Source organism: Lentiprolixibacter sp. (genome assembly GCF_982873095.1).
Genome location: NZ_CEYNTP010000330.1, coordinates 1 through 2,408, shown reverse-complemented (window position 1 = coordinate 2,408; position 2,408 = coordinate 1). Strand labels below are relative to the sequence as shown.

Sequence of the window (2,408 nt, the reverse complement as noted above, 5' to 3'; positions counted from 1 at the left end):
CTCGAACTGCGCATTTTTTGTTACGTCTATCAATACTGGTCCCGGGCGTCCAGATTTTGCAATATAAAAGGCCTTTGCCATGATCTCCGGAATCTCAGCAGCTTTGGTGATCTGATAATTCCATTTGGTAACAGGGGTGGATATACCAATGATATCCGTTTCCTGGAAAGCATCAGACCCCAGTAAATGCCTCGGTACCTGGCCCGTAAGGCATACCATAGGCGTGGAATCTATCTGTGCATCCGCAAGACCTGTCACCAGGTTTGTTGCACCGGGACCTGAAGTGGCAACGGCAACCCCTACCCTGCCTGTAACCCGGGCATATCCCTGAGCAGCATGGGTGGCCCCCTGTTCGTGCCGGGTCAGGACATGCTTCAACCGGTCCTGAAATTTGTACAATTCATCATACACCGGCATGATTGCCCCGCCCGGATAACCGTAGATCAGGTCCACACCCTCGGCCAGCAAGCAGTGGATAAGTGCCTCTGCACCCGTAATCCTGATGGGTTTTTGTTTTGTCTCTTTTGCCTGCGCTTCTTTCAATGTCTCCATATTTTCATTTATTTTCCCCGGGGCATGCCCCAGGCGCGCCAATCTTTTATATCTCATCCGTTACACAGCCCTCAGAAGCTGAAGAAACGGTCTTTGCGTATTTGTATAAGCTGCCTCTATTGACCTTTAACGGGGGTTGTTGCCATTGTTCCCTGCGTTCATGCAATTCGGATTCCGAAAGTGCTACACTAATGGAATTCTCTTCCGCATCTATGGTGATAATGTCCCCATCCTTCACCAGGGCAATGGTACCTCCCTCCTGTGCTTCAGGAGAAACATGCCCCACAACAAAACCGTGGGTGCCGCCAGAAAACCTACCATCGGTGATCAGGGCGACATCCTTGCCGAGCCCGGCTCCCATAATCGCAGCTGTTGGTTTAAGCATTTCCGGCATTCCAGGGCCTCCTTTGGGGCCCTCGTACCTAATGACCACAACATCTCCCTTCCTGACTTCACCCGCGCCAATGCCTTTGTTCGCAGCGAACTCATCTTCGTACACCTTCGCCGGCCCTGTAAACTTGAGTCCTTCCTTGCCTGTTATCTTGGCCACAGCCCCATTTTCAGCCAGATTCCCGTAAAGGATCCGAAGGTGCCCTGTAGGCTTGATAGGATTTTCGATCGGGTAGATGACCTGCTGTCCTTCGGTAAGATCGGGTAGTGAAGCCAGGTTCTCTGCTACCGTTTTTCCGGTAATGGTCAGGCAATCGCCATGGAGCATCCCGTGTTGCAGCATAAACTTCATAACCGCGGGTGTACCCCCTACCCGGTGCACATCTTCCATAAGGTATTTACCACTGGGTTTAAGGTCGGCCAAAAAAGGTGTAGTGTCGCTGATGCGCTGAAAATCATCAAGGGTAAAATCGATCCGTGCAGCCTTGGCAATCGCCAGGAAGTGGAGTACCGCATTGGTAGACCCTCCCATAAGGGTCAGAAAGCGCACGGCGTTCTCCAGGGATTTTTTGCTGATAATGTCGCTGGGTTTGATATCCTTTTCCAGTAGGTGGCGGATCGCCCTTCCCGAATTCAGGCAGCCTTCTTTCTTTTCTTTTCCTATTGCCGGATTAGAGGAATTGTAAGGCATGGCCATCCCCAGGGCTTCTATAGCAGATGCCATGGTGTTGGCGGTGTACATGCCCCCGCAGGCACCGGGGCCCGGGCATGCATTTTGGATCACCTCGCGGAATTCGGCTTCCTTCATGGTCCCGGCAACCTTTTCGCCCCAGGCTTCGAAAGCCGAGACGATATCGAGTTTCTTCCCTCTCAGGCAGCCCGATGCTATTGTCCCCCCGTATACCAGAACAGAGGGTCTGTCCAGGCGTATCATTGCCATAAGGGCGCCAGGCATGTTTTTGTCACAACCCACAACGGTAACCAGGGCATCGTAATTCATTGCCTGTACCACAGTTTCCATAGAATCGGCGATAATATCCCGCGAAGGCAGGGAATAGCGCATGCCGTAGGTACCCATGGAAATACCATCACTAACACCTATGGTATTAAACACAAGGCCTACAAGCTCCTTTTCCTGTACTCCCTGCTTCACAACCTGGGCCAGATCGTTGAGGTGCATGTTACAGGGGTTTCCTTCATAGCCGGTACTGGCAATTCCTACCAGGGGTTTTTGTAAATCTTCGTCGGTAAGGCCTATGGCGTGCAACATGGCCTGGGCAGCGGGCTGTGTTGGATCCTGGGTAACATTTTTACTGTATTTGTTCAATTCCATTTCGTCCCGTAAGTCGATTAGCCCCCATTATAAGGGTATAGACAGGCTCAAAGATAAATCTTTACGAATCCCGCATGAACTGACTTACCCCATGTGCACAAAGCCAAGTTCCCTTATTGTGTATTATCCTATT

The 2,408-nt window shown here is 51.2% G+C and carries 2 protein-coding genes; both read right to left on the bottom strand.

Annotated features, from left to right (window positions below; genetic code table 11):
* The coding region (locus tag AC4E7D_RS13985) for a thiamine pyrophosphate-binding protein (protein WP_490174393.1) at window positions 1–552 on the bottom strand (552 nt) is incomplete at its 3' end.
* Window positions 553–598: 46 nt separating this feature from the next.
* Window positions 599–2,275: a dihydroxy-acid dehydratase gene (gene ilvD, locus AC4E7D_RS13980; protein ID WP_490174392.1), complete on the bottom strand. Its 1,677-nt coding sequence runs from the start codon at window positions 2,273–2,275 to the stop codon at window positions 599–601.
* Window positions 2,276–2,408: the final 133 nt, after the last annotated feature.